The organism is Novosphingobium silvae (assembly GCF_009856825.1).
Taxonomy (GTDB): domain Bacteria; phylum Pseudomonadota; class Alphaproteobacteria; order Sphingomonadales; family Sphingomonadaceae; genus Novosphingobium; species Novosphingobium silvae.
Window position 1 is genome coordinate 1 of record NZ_WVTD01000009.1, and the last position, 19,237, is coordinate 19,237.

At 67.0% G+C, this 19,237-nt stretch carries 28 protein-coding genes and 1 pseudogene; 19 read left to right on the plus strand and 10 right to left on the minus strand.

The window, feature by feature from the left end; genetic code table 11:
• Positions 1 to 116: 116 nt before the first annotated feature.
• Together GR702_RS12575 and GR702_RS12580 are read right to left on the minus strand one after the other, a co-directional pair.
• Positions 117 to 308, minus strand: a pseudogene (locus tag GR702_RS12575) (PhnA domain-containing protein); the annotation flags it as partial.
• Positions 309 to 386: 78 nt separating this feature from the next.
• Complete coding sequence (locus tag GR702_RS12580) at positions 387 to 815, minus strand: OsmC family protein (protein WP_160986252.1); 429 nt, start codon at positions 813 to 815, stop codon at positions 387 to 389.
• A gap of 542 nt (positions 816 to 1,357) precedes the next feature.
• Here GR702_RS12580 and GR702_RS22555 point away from each other — a divergent pair.
• Both GR702_RS22555 and GR702_RS12585 read left to right on the plus strand, forming a co-directional pair.
• Positions 1,358 to 1,480, plus strand: a complete 123-nt coding sequence (locus GR702_RS22555) for a hypothetical protein (protein WP_272916674.1) — start codon at positions 1,358 to 1,360, stop codon at positions 1,478 to 1,480.
• A 287-nt stretch (positions 1,481 to 1,767) separates the two neighbouring features.
• Entirely contained in the window at positions 1,768 to 2,580 is an 813-nt protein-coding gene (locus GR702_RS12585) for a sugar phosphate isomerase/epimerase family protein (RefSeq protein ID WP_160986253.1), read from the plus strand.
• Positions 2,581 to 2,595: 15 nt separating this feature from the next.
• Here GR702_RS12585 and GR702_RS12590 read toward each other — a convergent pair whose 3' ends face one another.
• The 7 genes from GR702_RS12590 to GR702_RS12620 all read right to left on the minus strand — a co-directional run bounded on the left by GR702_RS12590 (position 2,596) and on the right by GR702_RS12620 (position 8,170).
• A complete protein-coding gene (locus GR702_RS12590; RefSeq protein ID WP_160986254.1) occupies positions 2,596 to 4,182 on the minus strand; it encodes a GMC family oxidoreductase in 1,587 nt (528 codons plus the stop codon).
• A gap of 418 nt (positions 4,183 to 4,600) precedes the next feature.
• Positions 4,601 to 5,074: a DUF1810 domain-containing protein gene (locus GR702_RS12595; protein WP_160986255.1), complete on the minus strand. Its 474-nt coding sequence runs from the start codon at positions 5,072 to 5,074 to the stop codon at positions 4,601 to 4,603.
• 63 nt (positions 5,075 to 5,137) lie between these two features.
• Entirely contained in the window at positions 5,138 to 5,356 is a 219-nt protein-coding gene (locus GR702_RS12600; RefSeq protein WP_160986256.1) for a hypothetical protein, read from the minus strand.
• A gap of 97 nt (positions 5,357 to 5,453) precedes the next feature.
• Positions 5,454 to 6,290, minus strand: coding sequence for a 2,3,4,5-tetrahydropyridine-2,6-dicarboxylate N-succinyltransferase (gene dapD, locus GR702_RS12605; RefSeq protein ID WP_160986257.1), 837 nt, complete (start codon positions 6,288 to 6,290; stop codon positions 5,454 to 5,456).
• A gap of 131 nt (positions 6,291 to 6,421) precedes the next feature.
• Positions 6,422 to 7,087 carry a guanylate kinase gene (gmk, locus tag GR702_RS12610; RefSeq protein WP_160986258.1) on the minus strand — a complete coding sequence of 222 codons (666 nt, stop codon included), beginning with the start codon at positions 7,085 to 7,087 and terminating at the stop codon, positions 6,422 to 6,424.
• Positions 7,088 to 7,181: 94 nt separating this feature from the next.
• Positions 7,182 to 7,619: a hypothetical protein gene (locus tag GR702_RS12615; protein WP_160986259.1), complete on the minus strand. Its 438-nt coding sequence runs from the start codon at positions 7,617 to 7,619 to the stop codon at positions 7,182 to 7,184.
• A gap of 44 nt (positions 7,620 to 7,663) precedes the next feature.
• Entirely contained in the window at positions 7,664 to 8,170 is a 507-nt protein-coding gene (locus tag GR702_RS12620; RefSeq protein WP_160986260.1) for an SspB family protein, read from the minus strand.
• 170 nt (positions 8,171 to 8,340) lie between these two features.
• On the opposite strand from GR702_RS12620, the gene hisB reads away from it, so the two are divergent.
• The 16 genes from hisB (at position 8,341) to GR702_RS12700 (ending at position 18,365) form a co-directional block, all read left to right on the plus strand.
• Positions 8,341 to 8,943, plus strand: coding sequence for an imidazoleglycerol-phosphate dehydratase HisB (hisB, locus tag GR702_RS12625; RefSeq protein WP_160986261.1), 603 nt, complete (start codon positions 8,341 to 8,343; stop codon positions 8,941 to 8,943).
• A complete protein-coding gene (locus tag GR702_RS12630) occupies positions 8,943 to 9,236 on the plus strand; it encodes a YciI family protein (protein WP_160986262.1) in 294 nt (97 codons plus the stop codon). The genes hisB and GR702_RS12630 overlap by 1 nt, the downstream gene beginning before the upstream one ends.
• Complete coding sequence (gene hisH / locus GR702_RS12635) at positions 9,233 to 9,856, plus strand: imidazole glycerol phosphate synthase subunit HisH (protein WP_160986263.1); 624 nt, start codon at positions 9,233 to 9,235, stop codon at positions 9,854 to 9,856. Before GR702_RS12630 ends, hisH begins: the two co-directional genes overlap by 4 nt.
• A gap of 4 nt (positions 9,857 to 9,860) precedes the next feature.
• A complete protein-coding gene (gene hisA, locus GR702_RS12640; RefSeq protein ID WP_160986264.1) occupies positions 9,861 to 10,592 on the plus strand; it encodes a 1-(5-phosphoribosyl)-5-[(5-phosphoribosylamino)methylideneamino]imidazole-4-carboxamide isomerase in 732 nt (243 codons plus the stop codon).
• A complete protein-coding gene (locus GR702_RS12645) occupies positions 10,589 to 10,834 on the plus strand; it encodes a hypothetical protein (RefSeq protein ID WP_160986265.1) in 246 nt (81 codons plus the stop codon). Before hisA ends, GR702_RS12645 begins: the two co-directional genes overlap by 4 nt.
• 4 nt (positions 10,835 to 10,838) lie before the next feature.
• The gene (hisF, locus tag GR702_RS12650; protein WP_160986266.1) at positions 10,839 to 11,600 is read left to right on the plus strand and encodes an imidazole glycerol phosphate synthase subunit HisF; all 762 of its coding nucleotides are present in this window, start codon (positions 10,839 to 10,841) and stop codon (positions 11,598 to 11,600) included.
• 122 nt (positions 11,601 to 11,722) lie between these two features.
• Complete coding sequence (locus GR702_RS22320) at positions 11,723 to 11,896, plus strand: PEP-CTERM sorting domain-containing protein (RefSeq protein WP_160986267.1); 174 nt, start codon at positions 11,723 to 11,725, stop codon at positions 11,894 to 11,896.
• Between the two features lie 57 nt (positions 11,897 to 11,953).
• Positions 11,954 to 12,280, plus strand: coding sequence for a phosphoribosyl-ATP diphosphatase (locus tag GR702_RS12660; RefSeq protein WP_160986268.1), 327 nt, complete (start codon positions 11,954 to 11,956; stop codon positions 12,278 to 12,280).
• Positions 12,281 to 12,307: 27 nt separating this feature from the next.
• Positions 12,308 to 12,685 (plus strand): histidine triad nucleotide-binding protein, encoded by a 378-nt coding sequence (locus tag GR702_RS12665; RefSeq protein ID WP_160986269.1) that lies wholly within the window; start codon positions 12,308 to 12,310, stop codon positions 12,683 to 12,685.
• 170 nt (positions 12,686 to 12,855) lie between these two features.
• Entirely contained in the window at positions 12,856 to 13,377 is a 522-nt protein-coding gene (locus tag GR702_RS12670; RefSeq protein WP_237449693.1) for a YbgC/FadM family acyl-CoA thioesterase, read from the plus strand.
• Positions 13,374 to 14,081 carry a protein TolQ gene (gene tolQ / locus GR702_RS12675; protein WP_160986270.1) on the plus strand — a complete coding sequence of 236 codons (708 nt, stop codon included), beginning with the start codon at positions 13,374 to 13,376 and terminating at the stop codon, positions 14,079 to 14,081. Before GR702_RS12670 ends, tolQ begins: the two co-directional genes overlap by 4 nt.
• Positions 14,081 to 14,539, plus strand: coding sequence for an ExbD/TolR family protein (locus tag GR702_RS12680; protein ID WP_160986271.1), 459 nt, complete (start codon positions 14,081 to 14,083; stop codon positions 14,537 to 14,539). Before tolQ ends, GR702_RS12680 begins: the two co-directional genes overlap by 1 nt.
• A 24-nt stretch (positions 14,540 to 14,563) precedes the next feature.
• Positions 14,564 to 15,637, plus strand: a complete 1,074-nt coding sequence (locus tag GR702_RS12685; RefSeq protein ID WP_160986272.1) for a hypothetical protein — start codon at positions 14,564 to 14,566, stop codon at positions 15,635 to 15,637.
• On the plus strand, positions 15,634 to 17,010 hold the full coding sequence (gene tolB, locus GR702_RS12690; protein WP_202408240.1) for a Tol-Pal system beta propeller repeat protein TolB: 1,377 nt from the start codon (positions 15,634 to 15,636) through the stop codon (positions 17,008 to 17,010). Before GR702_RS12685 ends, tolB begins: the two co-directional genes overlap by 4 nt.
• 136 nt (positions 17,011 to 17,146) lie before the next feature.
• The gene (gene pal / locus GR702_RS12695) at positions 17,147 to 17,689 is read left to right on the plus strand and encodes a peptidoglycan-associated lipoprotein Pal (RefSeq protein ID WP_202408241.1); all 543 of its coding nucleotides are present in this window, start codon (positions 17,147 to 17,149) and stop codon (positions 17,687 to 17,689) included.
• Between the two features lie 142 nt (positions 17,690 to 17,831).
• Positions 17,832 to 18,365: a J domain-containing protein gene (locus GR702_RS12700; RefSeq protein WP_160986273.1), complete on the plus strand. Its 534-nt coding sequence runs from the start codon at positions 17,832 to 17,834 to the stop codon at positions 18,363 to 18,365.
• 50 nt (positions 18,366 to 18,415) lie between these two features.
• Here GR702_RS12700 and GR702_RS12705 read toward each other — a convergent pair whose 3' ends face one another.
• On the minus strand, positions 18,416 to 18,625 hold the full coding sequence (locus GR702_RS12705; RefSeq protein ID WP_160986274.1) for a hypervirulence associated TUDOR domain-containing protein: 210 nt from the start codon (positions 18,623 to 18,625) through the stop codon (positions 18,416 to 18,418).
• A gap of 169 nt (positions 18,626 to 18,794) precedes the next feature.
• On the opposite strand from GR702_RS12705, the gene GR702_RS12710 reads away from it, so the two are divergent.
• Positions 18,795 to 19,154 carry a DUF4440 domain-containing protein gene (locus tag GR702_RS12710; RefSeq protein ID WP_160986275.1) on the plus strand — a complete coding sequence of 120 codons (360 nt, stop codon included), beginning with the start codon at positions 18,795 to 18,797 and terminating at the stop codon, positions 19,152 to 19,154.
• Positions 19,155 to 19,237: the final 83 nt, after the last annotated feature.

The following is a 19,237-nucleotide window of genomic DNA, read 5'->3' on the forward strand; positions in this document are numbered from 1 at the left end:
ATCTGACCACGACACGATCAGATCCGCCTGCACATCACCATCACGTCGCATCGCCATCGTCGCTGACCGCCTTCTTTCCGTATCCAGGCTGAATCAGATCACACCGACTTCGTCAACGCGCTGTTAACCTCGAGATCCTTGATGAGCGTCACCTGATCGCCGTCCGCCAGGATGTTACCCACGGCGTCGCGCACTTCGACGCGGTCTGCGGCAGCGCGCCGCGCGGCAAGCTCGCCCGCCGGCAGCCACTCTCCGCTTTCCTCGTCATAGAGGTAGTCTTCGTCTTCGCCGGCCACGATCTTCCTCATTCACAGAAACGGGCGCGGCGATGGTCGCCGCGCCCGCGTGCATTGCCCGATCGGATCGGCAAACGCCAGCCGGCGGGTTCAACCCTCCAGCGACTTCTCCAAGGTGACTTCGCAGTTCAGCAGCTTGGAGATGGGGCAGTTCGCCTTGGCCTCGTCGGCGATCCGGGCGAAGTCTTCGGGCGCGATGCCGGGGATCGAGGCGTTCAGCGTCAGCGCCGAGCGGGTGACGGCAAACCCGTCGCCATCCTTCTCGAGAGTGACGGTGCACTGGGTGTCGAGCGTGCCGTCCGCGTGGCCGGCTGCGGCCAGTGCGAAGCTCGTCGCCATGGTGAAGCAGGCAGCATGCGCGGCGGCGATCAGTTCCTCGGGGTTGGTGCCCGGCTGGCCCTCAAATCGAGTGCCGAAACCATAGGGCTGGTCGCTCAGTACGCCCGAGCGTGTCGTGATCGAGCCCTTGCCGGCCTTGCCCAGACCTTCGTAGCGGGCGGAAGCGGAATTGGTGGTCATTCGAGGCCTTTCTGGTGAGTGATTCGGTGCCGCCCGTGCAACGCAGGCCATCCGGGGAGGGTTGCCGCCGCACGGAAGAAGGGCGATTCGCCGCCTTCCTCGCCTGAAGGTGGCATGTGCATATGCAGCATCGATGGCAGGCTGTGGGGCGTCATCGCGGTTGCCGGGGCCTGGCACTCTCCCCCGCTCGCATGGGCTGCCTTTGATCAAACCGGCTCTGCAGGCCGAAGGAACGGGAACGATGTTCATCTTGGCGGGCGGCGAATGGTCGGCCCCCTGTCAGCGCTGGGTCTACTGCGCTGCGGAAAGCGAACGCATCAAAGGATCCTGAGCATTGTTCGCTTTGAAACGACCTTCGTGGATGATACGAATTGCCCTACCAGATGGCGGGCATCACGACACCGCCGCGGGGAAGAGGATGGTGTCATGAAGCGATTCCTGACAGCTTTGCACGTCGGGCTGGTGCTTTCCGCCGCACCGTTGCCCTTTGTGGCGTCGGTTGGCTGGCGCAGGCGGCTGGCACGCATGTCGAGGACGGTGCCATGACAGGTGCCTCGCTGCAGGGCGGGCGCATCGTCTACTCCGTAGTGCATGGTGAGGTGGATGACGCCGCTCGCGCAGAGATCGACCGCGCTCTGGCACGCCTGCAGCGCATGCTCGTCTGAGGGAACGCGGCGCAAAGCCGGGCCCGTCTCGTCTTACAAGGACCAAGAACAAGAACATCGCAGGGAGAACGACGCACATGGGATCGGCTGGATCCTTGTGCGGCAAGAGCCGGGGAAGGGGAGGAGCGCAAGGCGCGGCGGGACGTCACTGACCGCCGCGCCTTGTCGTTCGGATCGTCGTTCGGCGCCCGGTATTTTGTCTCGGAGCCGCGCCCTGCACGATTTGCCCGTTCCAGCCCGCGCACGAGCCTGTATACCGCGCCCGAACGGGAGAGGAGATCGCGTCTATGGGGCATCCGCTCGGCCTTGAACTGCTGACGGTACTGGGGATGGACCCGGTGCAGCATGTGACGCTGGCGGCAGACCTTGGGTGCAAGGCCGTGTCGATGGGCCTGTCGCAGTTGCCAGAACGCTTCAATCCCCATGGCTATCCGGCCTGGTCCCTGCGCGAGGACGCGGGCCTGCTTCGGGAGGTGAAGGCGGCCCTGACGGACCGGGGGGTGGCGATCTCCATCGCCGAGGGGCTGGAGGTTTCCTCAAGCGTCGATCCGGGCGAGTGCGCGCCAGACCTGGACATGTTCGCCGAACTGGGCGCCCTTCGCGTCAGGGCGGTCGACCCGGGAACGGAACGCTCGCGCGCGCTCGATCAGCTGGCCGTGCTCGCGGAAATGGCGGCGCAGCGGGGATTGGAATTCTCGATCGAGTTCTCTCCGGCCTTAACCATCCGCACGCTCGACGAGGCGCTGGACGCAGTGCGCCACGTGGGGGAGGGGAAAGCGACGGTCCTGATCGATTCCATGCATCTCTTCCGCTCCGGCGGCAGCGTGCGCCAGATCGCGGAGCTTGATCCCGCGCTGATCGGACATGTGCAGCTGAGCGATGCGCCCCGGCGCGGCGAAGGCGACTACATGAGCGAAGCGGTTTCCGGTCGGATGATCCCTGGGCAGGGCGAACTGCCGATGCGCGAATTCGTCGAGGCCTTGCCGCGCGGGCAGGTGCTGGGCCTCAAAGTGCCGTTGATGGCCGCGGCGGCAAGCGGAAGATCCGCGCGCGACTACGTTGGCGAGATCGTGAAGCGGACGCGCGAACTGCTGGTGTGACGCCTCGCGCCAGCGTCATCGCCTGCATGCCGCCAGCACCATCTCCGCGCCTTTCTCGGCGATCATCATCGTCGGAGCGTTCGTGTTGCCGGAGACGATCGTGGGCATGACGGAAGCATCGATAACGCGCAGGCTTCCCATGCCCCTGACCCGCAGATGCGCATCCACGACCGTGCCCATCGCCGCTGTGCCTACGGGATGAAAGATGGTCGTGCCGATCTCGCCCGCCGCGCGGCGAAGCTCCTCCTCGCTCTGGAAGGAAAGGCCGGGGCGCACTTCCTCGGGATGGTATCGGGCGAGGGCGGGCTGCGCCACGATGGCGCGGGTGAGGCGGATCGCGTCTGCGGCAACGCGCCTGTCCTCCTGAGCGGACAGATAGTTCGGCCGGATGGCGGGCGCGGTGCCCGGGTCTGTGGTCACGATCCGGGTGGTGCCGCGGCTCTCCGGTCTCAGGTTGCAGACGCTGGCGGTGAAAGCGGGAAACGGGTCGAGCGCGCCGCCGAAGGCTGCCAGGCTCAGGGGCTGCACATGGAATTCCAGATTGGGCGTCGCATAGCGCGGGTGGCTTCGGGTGAAGACGCCAAGCTGGCTGGGGGCCATGGCCATGGGGCCGCTGCGGCGCAGGATGTACTCCAACCCGATCAGGGCCTTGCCGAAGATGTTGGCTGCCCGAGCATTGAGCGTCGCTACGCCGGACACCCGGAAGGCACAGCGCAGCTGCAGATGGTCCTGCAGGTTCGCGCCCACCTCCGGGCGGTCCAGCAAAGGGACTACGCCAAGCGTCGAGAGGTGTGCGGCATCGCCGATGCCCGAGCGCTCCAGGATCGCGGGTGAGCCGATCGCGCCGGCGGCGAGAATCACCTCGCCCTCGGTTCGTGCCTCGCGCGGAGAGCCGGCCACTGCATAACGGATGCCGACGGCGCGGCCTTCCTCCACGATCACCCGGTCCACCAGTGCCCCGGTCTCCACTTTCAGGTTGGCGCGGCTGCGCACCGGCTTGAGGAAGGCGTCGGACGCGCTCCAGCGCCACCCGCCTCGCTGGGTTACCTGGAAGAAGCCCGCGCCCTCGTTGTCTCCGGTGTTGAAGTCACGCGAATGAGGGATGCCATGTTCCCCGCAGGCATCGCGGAATGCCTCGAGGATGTCCCAGCGCAGGCGCTGGCGTTCCACCCGGATCTCTCCGCCCCGGCCGTGAAAGGGACCGGCGCCTTCGTAGTGATCCTCGGCGCGGGTGAAGTAGGGCAGGATGTCGTCCCATCCCCACTCCGCGTTCCCCGCCTGTTTCCAGCCGTCATAATCGGCCGCCTGGCCGCGCATGTAGATCATGCCGTTGATAGACGAGCAGCCGCCCAGCACCCGGCCGCGGGGATACTTGAGCGCTCGTCCGCCCAGCCCCTCTTCCGCTTGCGTGGACATGCACCAGTCGGTCCGGGGATTGCCGATGCAGTGCAGGTACCCCACCGGCACGCGGATCCAGATGTAATTGTCCCTGCCCCCGGCCTCCAGCAGCAGGACCCGCTTGCGAGGATCCGCGCTGAGGCGGTTGGCGAGCACGCAGCCGGCGCTGCCGCCGCCCACGATGATGTAGTCGAACTCTCCCATTTTCCGAGGGCTAGGGTGCGGGCGCACCCCGATCAACTGCGCCTTTGGCCGGGTGGCGCTGGCAGATGATCTGGTCGCCGGGGCGATGCGAGTGAGCCTCCTAAGAGAGGCCGGGCGTAATTTCCCAAGGCAGAAGCTGTCGGAGAACCTTACAAACTTCTACACAGTCCCAAAACGACGCAAGATGCCGCATCGGCAGGATCGTTAACGACTTGGCAATGCTTTGCAGCTAGGCCCTCATCCCACAGGAGATGGCGACTACGTCGTCAGATTTGACAGGAGCCGTCGACGGCCCGCACCTGTTCGTTCGCGGACGGGTTCGGATCAGGTGGAACGCAGTCGTCACTCTGCGTGCCATCGCAGTCGGCGGCTCCTGCCAATTTCCGGTTTCTCCGGCATCCCTTTGAACCGATGGCGCCTAGATCTCGCGCGGGCGGGAGTGCTGGTTTCCGACACCATCTGTTCGCAGCAACTGCAGGGTCCGCTCGTCTCGGGGGCCTTGACAGAACGCTTCGAGTGCCCGTCCAAAAACCTCGCTGTCCCCGCCCGTGTCTTGCGCGGCGACTTTGAACAGGGTCATCGAACTGCAGAACTTGAGCGCGTCGACGGTGCCGAGGATGGCAGAGGCGCTGCGACGCGGCGCCCAGTCCAGCATCAGCTGCGTGCACTCGGCCAGCCTTCGCCCGAGCACGGGATGGGCAAGGTACCGACCGGCTTCGGCGAGGTCCTGTATGGCGTAGAACTGCGCAGTGGAGCTTAGCCCAAGCCCCGCCACTTGCGGAAAGACGAACCACATCCAGTGGCTGCGCTTCTCGCCCCGGGCCAGTTCCTTGCGCACATCGTCGAGCACGACGTTCTGCGCGGCCACGAAACGCTCCAGATCTTGCGGCATGTCAGGCGCTCCACCCGTGCCCACGATCCCTCGTTATCAGGCCCGCGCATCTGGCCCGCCGGATCAGGGCGTCTGGTCGGTCTGTTCGGTGACGGCCTGCTGGGTATCGGCGTGCCCGCCGGTGTTGTCAGGCGAACTGAGGGCCCCGGTCATCACGATGATGGCGAACGCGATGACGACCAGCACGAGGCTGATCAGGAGGACGTAGCGCACGACGCCGGGCGTCGAACCGCTGCGGGCCTCTACCTTGTCGATGTGGACTTCCTTGCCGTGGGGTTCCATGGCGTGTCTCCGTTGCTCAGGGCCTGCGGACGGACCCTTTGCGTCGAACAACACGCCAGGACGGGCAGGGTTGCGCTACCCCGCCCGCAGGCATGGCTCAGTCGCGCAGGAGTTCGTTGATGCCCGTCTTCGAGCGGGTCTGCGCATCGACGGTCTTGACGATCACGGCGCAGTAGAGCGACGGGCCGGGGGTGCCATCGGGCAGCGGCTTGCCGGGCATCGAGCCCGGAACCACGACGGAATAGGGCGGTACGCGGCCGATGTGGACATCGCCCGTGGCGCGGTCGACGATCTTGGTCGAGGCGCCGATGAACACGCCCATGGAGAGCACCGCGCCTTCGCCGACGACGACGCCCTCGGCCACTTCCGAGCGGGCGCCGATGAAGCAGTTGTCCTCGATCACCACGGGCCCGGCCTGCAGGGGCTCGAGCACGCCGCCGATGCCGGCGCCGCCGGAGATGTGGACGTTGCGGCCGATCTGGGCGCAGGAGCCCACGGTGGCCCAGGTGTCCACCATGGTGCCTTCACCGATATAGGCGCCGAGGTTGACGAAGCTGGGCATCAGCACCACGCCCTTGGCGATGTAGGCGCTGCGGCGCACCACGGCGCCGGGCACAACTCGCACGCCCGCGGCCTTGAAGCGGGCATCGTCCCAACCGGCGAACTTGAGCGGCACCTTGTCGTACGCAGGCGCGCCGGCCGCGCCGTACTCGACCACGGCGTTGTCGGAGAGACGGAAGCTCAGGAGGACCGCCTTCTTGAGCCACTGGTTGACCTTCCAGCCGCCCTGGCCGTCGGGCTCGGCCACGCGTGCCGCGCCCGAATCGAGCAGTTCCAGCGCCTCCTCGACGATCCGGCGGACATCGTCGCTGGCGGGCGTGACGGTGTCGCGCGCATCGAACGCGGCTTCGATCTGGGCGGCGAGGTCGGACATGGCTTGGTCTCCGAATAAGTCTGGATCTGTCGCGGCGCGGCCTAGAGACAGATGCGGGCAGGGACAAGAGGCGTGACGCTCGCGCCTGCCAGGCGCGTTGCCGCCATGCCTGTCCGCTGCTTCCTGCGCCCTCAGTCCTCGGGCTGCATCAGTTCGCGCACGAAGCCGATCAGACCGGTCTGGCGGGCACGGCGCAGCCGCTCGGCCTGGAGGATCTTCTTCACCTGCTCGAAGCAGCTTGCGATGTCGTCGTTGACGACGACGTAATCGTAGCCGTCCCAGTGGCTGATCTCCGAGCGCGCGCGCTCCATGCGGCCGTGGATCACCTCGGGGCTGTCCGTTCCCCGGCCGGTCAGCCGGCGGCGCAGTTCGCCGATGCTGGGCGGCAGCAGGAAGACGCGGACGACGTCGCGCTCCAGCTTCTGGTAGAGCTGCTGCGTTCCCTGCCAGTCGATGTCGAAGAGATAGTCCTGCCCGTCTTTCAGGCCAGCTTTCACCTGCGCCTTGGGCGTGGCGTAGCTATGCCCGAACACCGTCGCCCACTCCAGGAAGTCGCCGTCGGCCGCCATGCGGTCGAACTCTTCCTGGCTGACGAAATGGTAGTCCTTGCCGTCGACCTCACCGGGCCGGGGCGGGCGCGTGGTGCACGAAACCGAATTGCAGATGTGCGGATCGTGCTCGAGCAGCATGCGCGAGATGGTCGTCTTGCCCGCTCCCGAGGGGGAGGACATGATGAACATGAGGCCGCGCCGGGCGAGCGTGCCGGTCGATTCCGGCGAAGGGTCGATCTGAACCATGGCTCCCGATGGCGGCGGACGGCCGGCAAATCAAGCGGGGACAGAGTTCGCTTCGGGGGAAATCGGCCGGGCCGCGCGCTGCACCGCCTGCGCCTCAGGCCTTTTCGACGCCGTCCTTCGCCTGCTCGTGCAGGTCCGCGGCACCTTCCGCGCGGGCCTGACCGGCCCGGCTGCGATCGTAGAGGGTCTTGGCGACGAGCGCTCCGCCCACAAGGATGGCGCCCGGGACCGAGCCGATCGCCACGCGGGCGAGTGCGCCATGCAGCAGCGTCTCGCTGATCGTTCGGCCCTTGAGGATCGACTTGGCCTTGCGGGGCGAGTAGCTGGCGCCCAGCACGCTGCGCTCCACCGCGCGGCGGGCCAGCGTCGTTCCGGTACGCAGCACGATGTCGGCGATGACAAGGTTCGTGGCGGGGTTGGGGCTTGGCCCGTGCAGTTCGCCGCCGTTGTCGGCCAGCTTCTTGATGCTTGTGGGCGCAACCTTGACGACGCGGACCGCCTTGCTCGCCTGTTGCTTGAACCTGGTTGCCATCGCCCTTGCACCCTAGCGCTGTGTGGCGCGGGCGAGGGGCCCGCTCACTTCTTCTTGCCGAAATCCACCGAGACGACGTTGGAGCCGTCTTCACTGGGAGTAATGCGCGAAGCGACGTCGCGTTCCGATTCGTCGTTGCCCGCAGCGCCGGTGAGATCGTCCTCATCCTCGTCGTCGGCCATCGCCTGGAACTGCAGGCCGAAGTCCACGGCGGGATCGACGAAGGCGGTGATCGCGGAGAAGGGGATGTCCAGCTTGGCCGGGCGCTGGTTGAAGCTCAGGCTGACGGTGAAGCCCTGTTCGCCCACGCCCAGGTCCCAGAACTTGTTCTGCAGCACGATCGTCATTTCATCGGGGAAGCGCGCGCGCAGGTCCGACGGGATGCTGACGCCCGGAGCCCCGGTCTTGAAGGTAATGTAGAAGTGATGGCCGCCCGGCAGGACGCCGCCGGCAGCCTCTACCTGGCCGAGCACGCGGCCAACGACGGCGCGCAGGGCCTCCTGCACGATTTCGTCGTAAGGGATCATGCTGTCTGGCGGAGTATCGTTCATCGCGCCCTACGTGCTCATGGTTCTTCCTGCGGTCAACCCGTAAGGCACGTGAAAAGTGCCCTGCGGCTGCATTTATCCAAGGAAAATGCCCCGATGAAGCGGGCAAGATTGCAGCGCCGGAGCACTGCTGCGCGATTGATTCTGTCGCATACCGGTCTATAGGCACGGCCATGCGCACAGCTTCGATCATCCGCAAGACGCACGAGACCGACATCGAAGTCGAGGTGAACCTCGATGGGACGGGCGCCTATAAGGTGTCCACCGGGATCGGCTTCCTCGACCATATGATCGAGCAGTTCAGCCGCCATTCGCTGATCGACATCACCTGCCGCATCCAGGGCGATCTTCACGTCGACCAGCACCACACCACCGAGGACAGCGCCATCGCCATCGGCCAGGCCATCTCCAAGGCGCTGGGCGATCGCGCCGGGATCGGCCGTTATGGGGATGTGAATTCCCCCATGGACGAGGCGCTCAGTCGCGTGTCGCTCGATATCTCCGGGCGCCCCTACCTCGTGTGGAAAGCCGCTTTCACGCAGGAGAAGCTGGGCGAGTTCGACACCGAGATGGTGGAGCACTGGTTTCACTCGATCGCGCAGGCGGTAGGCATCACGCTGCACATCGAGCTGCTCTACGGCACCAACAACCATCACATCTGCGAAGGCATTTTCAAGGGCTTCGCGCGGGCCATGCGCTCGGCGGTGGAACTCGACCCGCGCAAGGGCGGCGCGATCCCTTCGACCAAGGGCATTCTGGGACAGGACACGCTTTGATGGCCAGCTTCATCGTCTCGCTGACCTACACCGGCTCGCTCGAGGCCGTGGATGCGCTGCTGGCCGACCATGTCGCTTGGCTGAAGACCAATCGCGAGGCTGGCCATTTCGTGGGCTGGGGCCGCAAGGTCCCGCGCGAAGGCGGGATCGTCCTTGCCGTGGGCGAGAGCCGCGAAGCGATCGCCGCCCTTGCCGCGCAGGATCCCTTCGTCACGGGCGGCGTCGCCAGCGTGGAGGTGATCGAATGGGCGCCTTCTTTCCTGGACGATAGCGTGGCGGGCATCGCCGGATGACGCTCGCGCTCGTCGACTACGGCGCCGGGAACCTGCACTCGGTCGCGAACGCGCTGCGGGCGGCGGGGTGCGAGAACCTGGCGATCACCGACAGTCCTGACGCGGTGCGAGCGGCAGACCGCATCGTCCTCCCCGGAGTGGGCTCGTTCAAGGCCTGCGCAAAGGGCCTGCACGCGATCCCCGGCATGGTCGAGGCGATGGGCGAGCGGGTCCACCAGGGCGGTACGCCTTTCCTCGGGATCTGCGTCGGCATGCAACTGCTCGCAACGCGTGGTCTGGAGCACGGCGTCACGCCGGGGCTGGACTGGATCGCTGGCGAGGTGCGCCCGATCGAGCGGACCGATCCCGCGATCAAGATCCCGCACATGGGCTGGAACGACGTGGCGCCCGGCCTCCACGATCCTTCCGGCGGGCTGGTGGAAGCGGGCGAGGCCTACTTCCTGCACTCCTATCACTTCGCACCCGAAGACGGCTCGAACGTGGCGGCGATGACCGACCACGGCGGCGGACTCGTGGCGGCGGTAGCGAAGGACAATGTGGTGGGCGTGCAGTTCCACCCCGAGAAAAGCCAGCAGTTCGGCCTTTCGCTGCTGTCCCGTTTCCTCGAATGGAAGCCTTGAGACCATGATCGTATTCCCCGCAATCGACCTCAAGCAGGGACAGGTCGTTCGCCTCGCCGAAGGCGACATGGCGCGCGCCACCGTCTACGGCGACGATCCCGCGGCACAGGCCATGCTCTTTGCAGAGGCGGGCTCGCAGTTCCTGCACGTCGTCGATCTCGACGGCTCGTTCGCGGGCAGGGCGGAAAACCGCGAGGCCGTGGAAGCGATTCTCGAGGCCTTTCCCGGCCACGTCCAGCTTGGCGGCGGCATCCGCACGGCCGAGGCGGTGGCGGGCTGGTTCGATCTGGGCGTCAGCCGCGTGGTCATGGGCACCGCAGCGCTCAAGGACCCGCAGTTCGTCAGGGACATGGCGAAGGAGTACCCGGGCGGCATCGTAGTGGCGGTGGACGCGCGCGACGGCATGGTCGCGACGGAGGGATGGGCGGAGGTTTCCGACGTTTCCATCGTCGACATGGCCCGCCGCTTCGAGGATGCGGGCGTTGCCAGCCTTCTCTTCACGGACATCGGCCGCGACGGTCTGCTCAAGGGCTGCAACATCGACGCGACGGTCGAACTTGCGCGCCGCACCGATCTGCCGGTGATCGCCAGCGGCGGGGTCAAGGGCCTCGACGACATCCGCCTTCTCGCCCTCCACGCGCGCGACGGGATCGAAGGCGTCATCACCGGCCGCGCCCTCTACGATGGCCGCCTCGACCTTGCCGCCGCGATCCGGATGGCGGAGCGCGAAGGGTGAACGAGAACCGTCTCATGGCGGTCCTCGCGCTCGCCATCTTCGTGCCCGGTGCGCTCTGGGCCTACCGCGACTGGCGCGAGGGGCGGGCCCGCCTGATGCTGTTCAGCCGCGCGCGGGTGAAAGTGGAGACGACGCGCGCCGGTAACCCGCGCAAGTTCGCGATCTACACCGCTTTCAACGCCCTTCTGTGCGCGGTGGTGGCGGTCTTCGCCGTGCTGCTGTTCTTCAAGCCGGTGGAGTGACCTCATGACCGTGCGTGTCCGTGTGATCCCCTGCCTCGACGTGCGTGACGGACGCGTGGTCAAGGGCGTCAACTTCGTCGATCTGAAGGACGCCGGCGATCCGGTCGAGCAGGCCCGCGCCTACGATGCGGCCGGAGCCGACGAGTTGTGCTTCCTCGACATCTCGGCCAGCCACGAAGGGCGCGGCACCCTGCTCGACGTGGTGCAGCGCACGGCGGAGGTGTGCTTCATGCCGCTGACGGTCGGCGGCGGAGTGCGCACGGCTGAGGATGCGCGGGCGCTGCTGCTGGCCGGCGCGGACAAGGTGGCGGTCAACTCCGCCGCCGTCTCGCGCCCGGAAGTCGTGGCGGACATCGCGGCGAGGTTCGGCTCGCAGTGCATCGTCGCCTCGGTGGATGCGCGCAGGGTCGCGCCGGGGCGTTGGGAGATCTTCACGCATGGCGGCCGCAAGGCGACGGGGATTGACGCTCTGGAGCATGCCGTTACGCTTGCCGGGCATGGCGCGGGGGAACTTCTCGTCACGTCCATGGATGGCGACGGGACGCAGAACGGCTATGACCTCGAGCTCACCCGCGCCATCGCCGATGCGGTGTCGGTGCCGGTGATCGCCAGCGGCGGTGTCGGCAATCTCGACCATCTCGTCGCGGGTGTGACGCAAGGCCATGCAAGCGCGGTGCTGGCAGCGTCGATCTTCCACTTCGGCAGGCACTCCGTGGCCGAGGCCCATGCCGCCCTTCGTGCCGCCGGGCTTCCGGCGCGCGGGTGACCGCGCGAAAGGACCCGCTTCTCCACCGCCCCGATACGGGACAGGCGCGTCTGTGCACTTGCCTCGCGGTGATGGAGCGACGATCTGGCGTTCCTGGCCTTCCCGACCAGCAGGAAAGATCCGTGAAACTCCTCAGCAGCCTGCCAGCGCTCGCGCTGCCTCTCCTGGCGGCCACTCCCGCCCATGCGGCGGGCGGCATTCCGCTTCCCGAGCCCAGCAGCCTGCTCCTGCTGGCGATGGGCGTCGTCGGCGTCGCCGTGGGCCGCAGGCTCTCTTCCAAGCGGCGCGAGGACTGAGCCGCCGCCGGGCAGACCCGTCTTGACCCGCGGCGCTGACCGCCGCATGGCCATGGCATGACCAGCCCCGACACTCTCGCACGCCTCGAGGCCACGATCGCCGAGCGCCGCTCCGCTGATCCGCAATCCAGCTACGTCGCAAAGCTGAATGCCAGGGGGCTCGGCAAGATCGCTCAGAAACTGGGCGAGGAAGCGACCGAGACGGTGATCGCCGCGCTGACCGAAGGGCGCGAGGCGCTCGTGGGCGAAGCCGCGGACCTGATCTTCCACCTGGTGGTCCTCCTCTCCGCCAAGGGCGTGCCGCTTTCCGAGGTGATGGCCGAACTTGACCGCCGCGAAGGCGTGTCGGGCATCGCCGAGAAGGCCTCCCGTCCCAAGGTCTGAACCCCGCCATCATCCGAGAGAGACCCGATGCCGATCGACCCCAAGCTGCCCTACGACGCGAACAACATCTTCGCGAAGATCCTGCGCGGCGAGCTGCCGTGCTCGAAGGTCTACGAGGACGAGCACGCGCTGGCCTTCAACGACATCCGTCCGCAGGCACCCGTCCACGTCCTGGTGATCCCCAAAGGGGCCTATGTCTCGTGGGACGATTTCACCGCCAAGGCCGATGACGGCGAGATCGCCGGGTTCATGCGCGCGGTCGGAAACGTCACTCGCCAGCTGGAGCTGGACGGGCCGGGCTATCGCCTGATGGTCAACATGGGCGGGGCGGGGCACCAGGAAGTGCCGCACCTGCACGTCCACATCTTCGGCGGTCGCCAGTTCTTCCAGATGATCGCGGACTGAGACCGGCATAGCGTCTGATCCCGGGCGGCGGTCCCGGCCCCGGCGTGCCGCGACCCGGGCGCGGCAAACGCCCCTTCATTCTTTTTTCACCGTGCAATTCAGCCGGGAAGGCGGTTTGCGCGCGCTCCGGGCTTGAAGTCACGACCTCTCCCGTTACACAACCGCCCGGCATGACGGACACACCTCAACATTCACTCACCGCCCAGTCCGGCGTGATCGAAGGCCAGGTCCATGCTTACGCGCTTCGCGTGTTCTACGAGGACACGGACGCTGGCGGGGTGGTCTATCACGCCAATTACCTGCGCTGGTTCGAGCGTGCGCGATCCGACCTGCTGGACATGCTGGGCATCGACCAGCGCGCCGCCCTGCAGGAAGGCCTTGGCCTCTACACCGTGGCGGAGGTAAACCTTCGCTACCTTGCTCCGGCAAGGCTGGGCGACGTGGTGGTGATCGAGACCTGGGCCGAGACCGTCGGCCGCGTCTCCGCCACCTTGCGCCAGACCGCCCGCTGCGGGGCCACGCGGCTCTGCGAGGCGACGGTAAAGGTGGGGTTCATCAGTCCTGAAGGACGACCGCGCCGACAGCCCGAGGCATGGCAGGCCGCCTTCGCCTCGCTCGAACCGATAACGACATCCGGCACTGCCGAGCCTGCAACGAAAGCAGGCGCCGCCGGACGGGAAGGACAAGAATGACGCTCGACCTGCTTGCCTCGACCATCAACTTCGCCGGAGAGACCGGGGGGCTCGATCCGGTCAAGCTGTTTCTCGACGCGGACATCGTGGTGCAGGCGATCATGGCCGGCCTGCTTCTCGCCAGCGTGTGGGTGTGGACGATCATCGTCACTTTCATGCTGCGGATGGGTTCGGTCCAGCGGCGCTGCGACGAGTACGAGGAAGGCTTCTGGGAGGCCCAGAACTTCGAGACCTACCAGAAGGAGCGCAAGCGCGGCGACGTGCCGATGGGCAAGGTCGCGGGTGCGGGCCTTGGCGAGTTCCGCCGCAACGCCACCGGCCGCGTCGATCCAGAAGGCGCGCGCCAGCGCATCGCGCTCATCATGAACTCGGCCGTAGGCGAAGAGGCGGACAAGCTCTCGGAGCGCCTGAACTTTCTGGCCACGGTGGGTTCGGTTGCCCCCTTCGTCGGCCTGTTCGGCACGGTCTGGGGCATCATGAAAAGCTTCTTCGACATCGGCGCACAGCAGAATTCCTCGCTCGCCGTCGTCGCGCCGGGCATTTCGGAAGCGCTGTTCGCGACCGCCATCGGCCTTTTCGCGGCGATCCCGGCGGTCATCGCCTACAACCGTTTCTCGCACCGCGTTAACGGCTTCGAGGCGCGCCTGCAGCGCTTCGCCGACCATCTCCACGCGGCGCTCACCCGCCAGCTGGAGCAGCACTGATGGCGATGGGTGTCTCGGGGGGCGCCTTGGGCGGCGGCCGGGGACGTGGCCGACGGCGGGGCGGACGCGGGCCGATGGCCGAGATCAACGTGACGCCGCTGGTCGACGTGATGCTGGTGCTGCTCATCATCTTCATGGTCACCGCGCCGCTTCTCAAGGCCGCCGTGCCAATCGAATTGCCCGAAAGCCGCGCGAAGGCGATGAGCGAGGAGCAGGGCCAGCTGCAGATCACGATCCGCCGCGACGGCACGGTCTTCTACGAGGCGGACGAGCTGGCACCGGGCGAACTGGCCGAGCGTCTTGCCGCGACCCCGGCAGGAGCCGACGGCAAGCCCCCGCTCGTCACGCTGCGCGCCGACAAGGCGCTCGATTACGGGCGGGTGATGGAGATCATGGGCGAGCTCAACCGCGCGGGCTTCACTTCGATCTCGCTGGTGACCGATGTCAGCGGCGGTTAATGCGCTCGCGCTAGGGTCGGCGTGATGGGATCCAGGGGACTGCGCAAGGACGAAGGCATCGGGCTGGGCGTGGCGATCGCGCTGCACGCCGCCGTGCTCTGGGCTATCCTGTATCTCAAGCCCGGTGAGAGCGAGGTGGTGAAGCCGCCGCAGCGCATCGAAGTGACGATCAGCGAGGAAGTTGGGATGACCTCCACCTCGCCGAACCCCGATGCGAAGGCGGCACCCGACAAGAGCCCCGAACTCGGCGATCCGGCGCCCGAGGCCGCGCCCGTGCAGCCGGTGGAGCCGGCTCCCGCGCCGCAGCCCGAGCCGCGCCCCGTGCCCGAGCCCGCTCCGCGCGCCGTGGAGCGGCCGCAGCCGAAGCCTCAACCCAGGCCCGAGCCGAAACCCCAACCCAAGCCACAGCCGCCCCGGCCGGCGCCCAAGCCTGCTCCCAAGGCACCCGCCAAGCCGGTCGAGAAACCGCAGCCCAAACCTCAGCCGCAAGCTCAGCCCAAGCCCAAACCTCAGCCCAAGGCTTCCGCCAAGCCCCGGCCAGCGCAGAAGGCTGAGCCGAAGAAGCCCGCCACGACGGATGCGCGCAAGTCCAGCGCGATCGACACCATCGTGAAGTCGAAGCCCAAGGCCGCGCCTCCCGGCAAGTCGGCGGGGACGTCGAAGTCGAGCACGCCTCCGAAGAAGGCGGGCTCGAGCGCTTTCGACGATGCCTTCAAGAGCGGCACGCCCGGCGCCAGGTCGGAGAGCGGCAGCGGCGCGCCCGCGGCGAAAGTGGGGCCAGCGCAGGTGTCCGCACTCAACGCGGCGATCGGGCGGCAGCTGAAGCCGCACTGGCGCGGCAAGGCTCCCGAGGGGGCGGACGCGGAACTGCTGGTCACCCGCGTCCGTTTCCGCCTGAACCGTGACGGAAGTCTGGCGGGGGAACCGCAGGTCGTCTCCACCACGGGCCAGACCGATGCAAACCGCGCACAGGTTTCGCGCCACCAGGAGCAGGCGATCCGCGCGGTGAAGCTTGCCGCGCCGTTCAATCTGCCCGACGATCTCTACGAAGGCTGGAAGGTCATCACGACCAACTTTGACAGAAGGCTATCGCAATGAAGATAAACCATATCCTTGCCCTCGGCCTCATGCTCTCGGCTTCGGGTCTCGCCCATGCCCAGACGCCCGTTCCTGCGCCTGCCCCGACCGAAGCCGATGGCGGCGGGCTCGAGGTCACGGTTTCGGACGACAGCGAATGGCAGGACCTCGGCATCGCGATCACCACGTTCGCGACCGACGCGGACGTGCCCACGCGCACCAACGCAGGCACCACCGGCGCGCTCGGCCGCGCGCTATCGCAGGTTGTCGCCGCCGACCTCAAGAACAACGGCCTGTTCAAGCCTTCCGGCCCGGACGGTCTGCCGCAGCCCGCCTATGGCCAGGTACAGGCGCCGGATTACGGCACCTGGGCCTCGCGCAGTGCCGACATGCTGGTGCAGGGCTATGTTCGCGCGGGCGGCGACGGGACAATCACCGTGGGCTGCTACCTGTATGACGTCGCACTCAAGCAGCAGCTCGTGAAGGGTGGCTGGCAGGTTCCGCCGTCCGACTGGCGCCGCGCCGCGCACAAGTGCGCCGACATGGTCTACTCGCGCCTTTCGGGCGAAAGCCCGTTCTTCGATTCCAAGATCGCCTACATCGCCGAAACCGGGCCCAAGGGCCGCCGGATGAAGCGCTTGGCGATCATGGATTCGGACGGGGCCAACCACCGCTATCTCACCAGCGGACAGGCGATGGCGCTGACGCCGCGCTATTCGCCGGACTATTCGAAGATCCTCTACCTGTCCTATCTCAACGGACAGCCGAGCATCTACTCCTACGACCTCGCAACCGACCGCCAGACGCTGATCGCGCGTACCGGCAACCCCACGCTCGCGCCGCGCTGGTCGCCCGACGGGAAATGGGTGCTCTACTCGATGGCGCGGAGCGGCACGACCGATATCTACCGCGTTTCGGCAGCGGGAGGCGGCACGCCGCAGCGCCTGACGAACGGGCCCGGCATCAACATCGGCGGCTCGTACTCGCCGGACGGCCGCCAGATCGTCTTCGAGAGCGATCGTTCGGGAAGCCAGCAGATCTACGTGATGAACGCCGATGGATCGAACCAGCGGCGCATCAGCTTCTTCGGCGGCCGTGCCGCCACGCCCGAGTGGAGCCCGCGCGGCGACCAGATCGCCTTCACGCACATCGCCGGGAACCTGCGGGTGGCGGTCATGACGCCCAGCGGAGGGGGTATGCGCCACCTGACCGACAGCTGGCAGGACGAGGCGCCCACCTGGTCGCCCAACGGCCGCATCGTCCAGTTCTTCCGCACCAGCAAGGGCAGCGGCACCGCCTCGATCTGGCAGGTGGATCTGACCGGGCGCAACGAGCGCAAGCTGCCTACCCCGGTGGGCGCTTCCGATCCTGCCTGGGGACCCGTGCGCCCCTGATCGCGCCGGAACGATCGCCAGCGTCGTGCATTGCGTTTCGTTGGCGATCGTTCAGGTTACCTGTGTTTAGTATTGAACGTAAATTCCAGAACATGCCGGCCCCACCCGCAGGCCGAGCAGCATAGGAGATTGCCCGATGCACACCTCTCGTTCCTTCTCGCGCAGCACCCGCGTCGGCGCCACGATGCTCGTGGTAGCGGGCGCGCTTGCGATCTCGGCTTGCGGCAAGAAGGCTCCGGCGCAGCTTCCGCCAGAGCCCGGCCCGGCCACCAGCTCTAGCAGCGGCGGTGGCGACATGGGCATGGGCCCCGTCGCGGGCAGCCAGGCGGATTTCGTCGCCAAGATGATGGGCGCTGACACAATCTACTTCGCGCTCGACAAGTACGACGTGGATGCCGAGGACCAGCAGGCGCTTGGCCGTCAGGCGCAGTGGCTGATGCAGTATCCCTCGAAGCGCGCCACGATCGAGGGCCATGCCGACGAGCGGGGCACGCGCGAGTACAACCTCGCCCTTGGCGAGCGCCGGGCCAATGCCGCGCGCAATTACCTCATCAGCCTCGGCGTCGAAGCCTCGCGCCTGAACACCGTCAGCTACGGCAAGGAACGCCCCATCGCGCTCGGTTCGGACGAGGCGTCCTGGGCGCAGAACCGCCGCGCCGTGACCGTGACGATCGACTGACGGCGTTGACCGCCTCGGCCCCCGCATGTGCCTTCGCGCGCATGCGGGGGCCGCTCGCTTCCCGGCCTTGCCCTGCCTATTTCGCGACGAACGACGAACCGGGGGTTGCATCGTCTGCGAGTCGCGGCTTATCGCGGTCCGAATGAACCGCGCACGCCGATCCACCGACTGGGGTTTTCCGCGCTGGCGCGGCTACGGCAGTTCGCGCGAGGCTGCGCAGGTGCGCCTGTGCGACCGGCACGGCTGCAACGATCCCGGCAACTGTCCCGCGCCCAAGAGCCCGAACAGTCCCGATCGCTGGTACTTCTGCCAGAAGCACGCCGCCGAATACAACGCGGGGTGGGACTACTTCGCCGGCCTCGACGCCGAAGAGGCGGCCCGGCGCGAGGCGCAGGAGCGCTCCGACTTTTCAGGCTTCAAGGAATCGGCCCATTACGGCTGGGCCGGATCGGGCGATGGCAGTCGCAGCCGCGATGAACTGCGCGCGCTCGAAGCTCTCGGACTGGACCCCGACGCCGATTTCGACGCGGTGAGGAAGGCCTGGCGTTCGCGCGCAAAGGAAGTGCACCCAGACGTGCGCCCCAACGACGAGGAAGCCGCCAAGGCGTTCCAGACCTATCAGGTCGCCTACGAGGTCCTGCGAGCGGCGGAAGAACGCCGCGAATGGCGCGGCTGACCCGGGCGCGCGCCGATTTCGCCCGGTAAGCGCGCGAGGGCTTCCAGGGCCTAGCGCTTCTTCAGTTGGTCCGGCTTGTGCGCGGCCTTCTTGCCCGATTTGTCGCTCTTGACGATGAACTGCGGGTCGCTTTTGGACGCGGCGACCTTGTGTCCCTTGATGTGCGTTTCGGAAGTCTGCTTCTTCTCGACGGTGCCATGGGTCTTGCCCTGGCTCGTGTTCCACTCGACCTTGTCGCCCTTCTTCAGTTCCTTGGTCATGATCGCTCCTTCGATGACGGCTCGCCCGGAGAAACGGTGAAGGTGCAGGCGGTGTTGCATGGCGTCGCCCACCCGGCTTGCGACAGGCTCGCTTCACCACGTTGCCGGGCCTCGTCCGGAACAGCCTGCCTGCGCCGGGACTGTGAGACGAGAAGTCACAGGAGGTCAGATGGAAGACAACCGCATTTGGGAGTTCGAGCGCAGTCTATGGCTCGGCGACGAAGCCCAGTACCGCACCCTCGTCGACGAGGAATGCGTCATGGTACTGCCGCAGCCCCCTTTCGTCATCTCGGGTGAAGAAGCCGCGGGGCGGGTGAGCGACACGCCGCGCTGGGACGACGTGACGTTCTCTGACCAGACCGTCAGCCGCCCGCAGGAAGGACTGATCGTCATCGGCTATACGGCCCGTGCCACCCGCGAGGGAGGCGATGACTACGAAGCGCATTGCACCAGCACCCTGAGGCGCCTTTCCCACGAGGAATGGCGCGTGGTGCAGCATCAGCAGACGCCCACGCCCGTAGCGGCCTAGGCCGAAGCGAGAGCGCCGAAACGACGAAGGGCGCGGCCGGCGGCCACGCCCTTCGATTATCGTCCAGAGACGATGCTTTCGCT

What these genes read in the sequence shown, in the direction of transcription:
- GR702_RS12580 (WP_160986252.1), bottom strand. Translation starts at nt 815, where the DNA reads ATGACCACCAATTCCGCTTCCGCCCGCTACGAAGGTCTGGGCAAGGCC.
- GR702_RS22555 (WP_272916674.1), top strand. Translation starts at nt 1,358, where the DNA reads ATGACAGGTGCCTCGCTGCAGGGCGGGCGCATCGTCTACTCCGTAGTG.
- GR702_RS12585 (WP_160986253.1), top strand. Translation starts at nt 1,768, where the DNA reads ATGGGGCATCCGCTCGGCCTTGAACTGCTGACGGTACTGGGGATGGAC.
- GR702_RS12590 (WP_160986254.1), bottom strand. Translation starts at nt 4,182, where the DNA reads ATGGGAGAGTTCGACTACATCATCGTGGGCGGCGGCAGCGCCGGCTGC.
- GR702_RS12595 (WP_160986255.1), bottom strand. Translation starts at nt 5,074, where the DNA reads ATGCCGCAAGATCTGGAGCGTTTCGTGGCCGCGCAGAACGTCGTGCTC.
- GR702_RS12600 (WP_160986256.1), bottom strand. Translation starts at nt 5,356, where the DNA reads ATGGAACCCCACGGCAAGGAAGTCCACATCGACAAGGTAGAGGCCCGC.
- dapD (WP_160986257.1), bottom strand. Translation starts at nt 6,290, where the DNA reads ATGTCCGACCTCGCCGCCCAGATCGAAGCCGCGTTCGATGCGCGCGAC.
- gmk (WP_160986258.1), bottom strand. Translation starts at nt 7,087, where the DNA reads ATGGTTCAGATCGACCCTTCGCCGGAATCGACCGGCACGCTCGCCCGG.
- GR702_RS12615 (WP_160986259.1), bottom strand. Translation starts at nt 7,619, where the DNA reads ATGGCAACCAGGTTCAAGCAACAGGCGAGCAAGGCGGTCCGCGTCGTC.
- GR702_RS12620 (WP_160986260.1), bottom strand. Translation starts at nt 8,170, where the DNA reads ATGAACGATACTCCGCCAGACAGCATGATCCCTTACGACGAAATCGTG.
- hisB (WP_160986261.1), top strand. Translation starts at nt 8,341, where the DNA reads ATGCGCACAGCTTCGATCATCCGCAAGACGCACGAGACCGACATCGAA.
- GR702_RS12630 (WP_160986262.1), top strand. Translation starts at nt 8,943, where the DNA reads ATGGCCAGCTTCATCGTCTCGCTGACCTACACCGGCTCGCTCGAGGCC.
- hisH (WP_160986263.1), top strand. Translation starts at nt 9,233, where the DNA reads ATGACGCTCGCGCTCGTCGACTACGGCGCCGGGAACCTGCACTCGGTC.
- hisA (WP_160986264.1), top strand. Translation starts at nt 9,861, where the DNA reads ATGATCGTATTCCCCGCAATCGACCTCAAGCAGGGACAGGTCGTTCGC.
- hisF (WP_160986266.1), top strand. Translation starts at nt 10,839, where the DNA reads ATGACCGTGCGTGTCCGTGTGATCCCCTGCCTCGACGTGCGTGACGGA.
- GR702_RS12660 (WP_160986268.1), top strand. Translation starts at nt 11,954, where the DNA reads ATGACCAGCCCCGACACTCTCGCACGCCTCGAGGCCACGATCGCCGAG.
- GR702_RS12665 (WP_160986269.1), top strand. Translation starts at nt 12,308, where the DNA reads ATGCCGATCGACCCCAAGCTGCCCTACGACGCGAACAACATCTTCGCG.
- GR702_RS12670 (WP_237449693.1), top strand. Translation starts at nt 12,856, where the DNA reads ATGACGGACACACCTCAACATTCACTCACCGCCCAGTCCGGCGTGATC.
- tolQ (WP_160986270.1), top strand. Translation starts at nt 13,374, where the DNA reads ATGACGCTCGACCTGCTTGCCTCGACCATCAACTTCGCCGGAGAGACC.
- GR702_RS12680 (WP_160986271.1), top strand. Translation starts at nt 14,081, where the DNA reads ATGGCGATGGGTGTCTCGGGGGGCGCCTTGGGCGGCGGCCGGGGACGT.
- GR702_RS12685 (WP_160986272.1), top strand. Translation starts at nt 14,564, where the DNA reads ATGGGATCCAGGGGACTGCGCAAGGACGAAGGCATCGGGCTGGGCGTG.
- tolB (WP_202408240.1), top strand. Translation starts at nt 15,634, where the DNA reads ATGAAGATAAACCATATCCTTGCCCTCGGCCTCATGCTCTCGGCTTCG.
- pal (WP_202408241.1), top strand. Translation starts at nt 17,147, where the DNA reads ATGCACACCTCTCGTTCCTTCTCGCGCAGCACCCGCGTCGGCGCCACG.
- GR702_RS12700 (WP_160986273.1), top strand. Translation starts at nt 17,832, where the DNA reads ATGAACCGCGCACGCCGATCCACCGACTGGGGTTTTCCGCGCTGGCGC.
- GR702_RS12705 (WP_160986274.1), bottom strand. Translation starts at nt 18,625, where the DNA reads ATGACCAAGGAACTGAAGAAGGGCGACAAGGTCGAGTGGAACACGAGC.
- GR702_RS12710 (WP_160986275.1), top strand. Translation starts at nt 18,795, where the DNA reads ATGGAAGACAACCGCATTTGGGAGTTCGAGCGCAGTCTATGGCTCGGC.